2 protein-coding genes are annotated in these 6,077 nt (G+C 42.9%); both read left to right on the forward strand.

What is annotated here, in order from left to right; all coding sequences use genetic code 11:
- Positions 1–953 (forward strand): OmpA family protein (locus tag BGO88_RS16715; protein ID WP_286707647.1); only part of this gene is annotated, 953 nt, incomplete at its 5' end.
- Positions 954–1,556: 603 nt separating this feature from the next.
- The coding region (locus BGO88_RS16720) for a choice-of-anchor J domain-containing protein (protein WP_286707648.1) at positions 1,557–6,077 on the forward strand (4,521 nt) is incomplete at its 3' end.

The raw sequence follows: 6,077 nt of genomic DNA on the forward strand, positions 1-6,077 counted from the left end.
ACATCTGGAAGGTATCGGTTGACGGCAGCAATTACGGCAAGCCGCAGAACCTTGGCCCCAACGTGAACACGGCGGGCAAGGAAGGGTTCCCTTCCATAGGAGAGAACGGCATCCTTTATTTCGCATCGAGCGGGAAGCAGGGATTTGGAGGACTTGATGTCTTCAGGGCAGACCTTGACAGGGATGGAGAAGCGGTTAACGTAGGCAAGCCTGTTAACAGCGAGAAGGACGACTTCTCCTTCAGCTTCAACACGGCTAAAAACGAGGGCTACTTCTCCTCGAACAGGAACGGCACTGACGATATCGTCAGGGCAGTGCCGGTGTGCAGGGTAGAAGCCATAGCAATGGTGAAGGACGGCAAGACAGGACGTGCGTTACCGGGTGCGGGCGTGTCGATCCTTGATGCAAGGAAGAACGTGATAGCCACAAGGCAGAGCGGCCCGAACGGGGAAGTCTCCTTTGATGTGGACTGCGACACGGAATACGTGCTGCAGGCTTCGAAGAAGGACTATGAGGCGGGATCCGGCAGGGTAGGGAAAACCAAAGGCGGCAGGACAAGTGTCGACATATCCCTTGAACCTGTGGAGGTGGTCATCACCGATACGGAAGTCATCCTGAAAAGCATCTACTTCGAGTTCGACAGGAGCAACATCACCCAGCAGGGGGCCGCGGAACTTGACAAGCTCGTGAACGTGATGGAGAAATACCCTGACATGGTGATCTACGTGAAGTCGCATACGGACGGTAAGGGAAGTGCGGCCTACAACCTGAGGCTTTCGGAGCAGAGGGCCCAGTCTACGGTACAGTACCTTGTGTCGAAGGGCATCGGTAAGGAGCGTATTTCGGGCAAGGGGTTCGGGAGCACGGAGCCGAAGGTGGACTGCAGGGCAAACTGTACGGAAGAGGAGGATGCGCAGAACAGGCGATCGGAATTTAAGATTATAAAGAGATAAGACAATAGTTCTTACTGATTAAAGAATACATCTCTGACAGCCGACCTTAAAAAAGGTCGGCTGTTGCTTTTTAACCTTTTTGGTTTAACCCGCTATATGATTTTTATTTTATTCCAGTTCAGTCTTGGTTATAGAAACCCCTTGTTGTTTAGGCTGATTAATGTATCTAATTTCAAATCTAAAAATTATCTGATTTGTGACCTTTAAAATAAAAGTTAAGATTTTATCAACCCTTTTTAGAATATTAAAGATTATTAGATAAAATATTTTGGGTGTTTAAAATGTTTTAAAACACGATATTGATAAATCCTAACACTTAATAGGTAATAATAACAGTTGTTATATTTTTATATGTATTAATTGCTAAAAGTGAAAAAAATATATTAAAATTAAGAGGGGTTTATGAAAATATCCAAACCTCTAATATAAAATCTAATAGAAATGGGTTTGTTTTATTTTAAGGTTTAAGTTTCTGATATTTAAATATTTAAGATATTATTTAGCCTTTCAAATTTCGGTAAATAGTAAAGACATTATTAAGAAAAGGTTAACATTAGTCCTTATTTTTATGACGAAACACTAACTGAAAAAATGTAATGACTTATGAGAAAAGAATTATTATTTGCTTCGATAATAGGCCGGCTCTTGCCAATTAGCTTTTATCGATTCTCAACAATTCTTGACAGACTGATACATAAATGTGTCAGGAAAAGAATTGTCATCCCCATGTTTTTGCTTTTCATTTCCATCGGAGCCCACGCCCAAATGGCTTTAGAAACATTTGAAAGTGGCATACCCTCAACTTGGGCATCCTTTAGAAATAACGCAGGAACCCTGAACTGGGGAATTTCTCCTGACAGTTACAGAGGAACTGGTGCAGCTTTTTTAAATCCAAGTGCAGAAAACATTGGTACCGGAAATACCGCACAGTATTTCCTGGCAACTCCTATAGTCCCGATTCCTCAGAATGGGGAGATCCGTTTTTATTCAAAACAGGCGACCAGTGCCAACAACGGGGCCATCTACCAAATCAGGCTGTCTACAGCAGGACAGACAGACCCGGCCGGATATACCGTAATATTGAAATCATGGACAGAAGCAGACCTTAATGTGGGTTCCCAGACGGCCTATGAAGAAAAGATAATTCCTATCCCTGCAAACATTCCTGTTGGACTTAACGTAAATATTGCATTTGTAGTGCTCAATACCCAAACCGGTGCGTCGCCAAGCGGAGATGCGTGGTTTCTGGACAACATCAGGGTTATGGAATCCTGCCAGAAAGTAAATGAGGCAGATTTTTCAGCAAACAATATCACTTCAAGTGGTGCCAACCTATCATGGACGCATCCAACAGCATTTGATTTTCAGATTCAGGTTGTAACGCAGGGAACGGCACCGGGAGCTACGGGCATCAGCGTACAGAACTCTTATGCGGCAGGTTCGCTTGATGAAGACACCGCTTATGATGTTTACATCAAAACGATATGTGATGCCGATACGGCGAGCGAATGGGCAGGACCCTTTCCATTCAGGACAAAAAAAAGAGGATTGTCATGTGATTCACCAATAGTGATTCCTTTTAGTACGACAACTTATGCTTACTCAAGTAATCTTAACCTTTTTGCAGATAATCCGACGAGCTATACAACGCAAGGAACAGGTTGTCTACCGGCTACGGTTACAGATAATTACCTTAATGGAGGAAAAGCCTTTTTTTCCTATACACCAACACAGACTGGACTGGTCAATATCAAACAGATGACTCTTCCATTTTCACCGGGTTCCGGATGTTTCGGAAATGGATTCAGCGGCGTATTCGTTTACGACAGCTGCAGTGATGTAGGGGTAAATTGTCTTGCGGGATTAAAGACAGAAAATCCTGGTGAGCCGGCTTATATCAATAATTTATATGTACAGGCCGGACACACTTATATTATTGTGATTTCAACAACATTTGATTCAGATGCAAGTGTCTGTTTCAATTTCGAATTGACTTTCTCTACTTGTGCGCCACCGGCTACATTTACTTTGAGTAATGTGACCACGACCAGTGTTACATTTTCCTGGGATAACGTGGCCAATTTGGCAAGTTCATGGGAATATGTGGTACAGCCGGCGGATGCAGGTGCTCCAACAGGTTCAGGAACGGCTACCAATAATAATGTCGGAAACTTAATCAATACAGGATTAGTTGCGGGCGGAACTTACGATTTGTATGTGCGCTCTATATGTGGAGGTACTCCGGGTAATTGGAGTTTGCCTTACCGATTTGCAACCCAATGTATATTTAATACACCCTATAGTGATTCATTTGATGGAGTTACATCTGATCCTGTTCCATGCTGGATTCCTATTGATATCAACAATGATGGCAACAAATGGGGATCAGGATATGAAAATTTGGGAATGAGAGCAGGAAACACCCAAACCGTTAACAATGATATGATGGTTTCTCCTATCATTAATTTGGGAACAACTCCTAAAAGGCTTAAATTCAAATACAGAACTTCAGGAGGTTCTGTACGTTTTTCAGTTGTACTGTCTACTACAGGAATTACGGCTGCTGATTTTACCACAGTATTATTGCCTTCACAGTTGATCAATACAAATGATCAGGAACTGGAAAAAATTATTAACATACCTACATCCATAACCGGGAATGTAAACTTTGCATTCTATATTCATCCTGATACAGACGAACTTACATGGCTTTTTAATATAGATGATGTTATAGTAGAAGACAAGCCGGAATGTCCGGATCCACTTGATCTTGCAGCTAACAACATTACGACATCTACAGCAAACCTTACCTGGACAGCGGGCGATATTGAAACACAATGGCAGATTGTAGTGCAGCCTAAAGATACGGGTGTTCCTACAGGTAACGGGACGTTGATCAATACACCTCAGTTTACTGCTGACGATCTTACCCATGCTACACAATATGAATATTACGTAAGAGCCTACTGTTCTTCTACACAACAAAGCAACTGGGTAGGACCATTCTATTTTACAACCCTTTGTGCTGTGTTTGAGACACCTTTTTATGAGAGTTTTAATACTGCTGATACTAACAATCACAGATCATGTTGGGAAATTGTAGATGCTAATACAGATGGAGCTGCTTGGCGTTTAGATGATGAATGGGCTGCAATACAAGGAAATGCTTTTTGGGGAACACCGAGTTATGATGACTGGTTGATTTCTCCGGCTATCAATGTAATAGGTACAAAAGCTTTGAAGTTTAAGTACAGGGCAGCTTTAAGTCCTTTTTTCCCAAATCCTAGATTTGGAGTGGAAGTCCTGATGTCTACTACAGATACAAATCCGGCAAGCTTCAGTGTCATCATGCCGCTGATGAATTTTACAAATACTGATTTTATAGAAAAAACAATCTACATCAATGCCAACGGACCGGTGTACATTGCTTTCAGGGTACCGCCATCTTTCTCTGTAGCAGGAGGTACATCCGTTTTCCATCTTGATGACGTTAAAATTGAAGATGCACCGGCCTGTCCGGCACCATCTAATTTGAATGCATCCAATATTACGCAAACTTCGGCAGCCCTGTCCTGGACTAAAGGATACCAGGAAACCCAGTGGCAGGTCGTAGTACAGAATGCGGGTTCGGGAATCCCTACCGGAAACGGACAGCTCGCAAGTACGAATACGGCTTTTGCTACAGACCCATTGCAACCTAACACGCAATACGAATATTATGTAAGGGCCTATTGCAGTACTTCTGAACAGAGTGAGTGGGTTGGACCTTTTACATTTACCACACTATGTAATGCCTATGCGGCACCGTTTGTGGAAACATTTAACCCGGGATCAGTATCGGAAGAATGTTGGAGGGTAGTAAACGGCAATGCCGATACTTTTGCATGGAACCTGAATAACACGCTAAACCCATACGAAGGGGAGCATGCGGCAATGATATTTACAGGTTCTAACGGAAATAATGATGACTGGTTGATTTCACCAACCATAACCGTAAGGCCTGGCCAGCGCCTGCGTTACTATTACAGGGTGCTTTGGGGTGGAGACTTTAGGGAAGACCTTGAAGTAAAACTTTCTACAAGTGGTGCTGAACTTAATCAATTTACCACGATGCTGTATGAAATTGATTATGCAGATGAACCACCTTTGAACAATCCGGAATGGAAGGAAAAAGTAATCAACCTTCCTGCAGGTGTTACAGGAGATATCAATATTGCATGGCATATCCCACAAAAAGATCCAAATCCTTGGAATTTTAGAGGACAATTATTGGTGATTGATAAGGTAGTCATAGAAGATATACCAGTGTGTCCTGCTCCTAACAATCTGTTGGTAAGCAATATTACCGATACGGGAGCTAAAATTTCATGGGAAGCAAATGGAACAGAAACTTCATGGGACGTTTATGTACAGCCTGCAGAACTGCCTGCTCCTGTTGGAGATGGCGATGCACAATACCTGCACAATACGACAACGAACCCATACACCGTGACAGGCCTTACGCCTGCCATACGATACGAATACTACGTAAGGGCAGTATGTAGTGCTTCACAGGACGGCGAATGGGTAGGACCATTTGAATTTACTACAAGATGCAGTTTTGAAAACCTTTGTGAATATACCATTACCCTAAGCAGCGGTAATTCAGGAACTCCTCCATCAGGAATAAACCTGGTCCAAAACGGTGTCATTGTCCAGAATTTGGAATTTCCATCCGCGCCATGGGGCGAAATTCCTACTCCGGTTGACTTTACGGTATTCTTATGTACGGGAGTAGAATTCTCATTAGTAAATGCTGGAGGTAGCGATTGGCAATTTACTGAAGCCCAGGTACAAGTCAAGGATGCCTTAGGAAATGAGGTTTGGACAGGAAGTATAGGAACAGAATACTCAAGAATTTATACGGGAATTGCTATCTGTGGACCAGTTACTTGTCCACAACCTACTAATTTAGCCGTGAGTCCTACAGGAATTCTTTCCTGGACAGCAGGTGGCAGCGAAACCCAATGGGAAGTAGCCGTACAGCCAATGGATAACAACACATTACCACAATCCGGAACACTTGTAACAACAACTTCTTACACACCTCAGGCTTCTGATTTTGCAGATTTGAAAGCAGGTACT

Source organism: Flavobacterium sp. 38-13 (assembly GCF_001899155.1).
GTDB lineage: Bacteria > Bacteroidota > Bacteroidia > Flavobacteriales > Flavobacteriaceae > Flavobacterium > Flavobacterium lindanitolerans.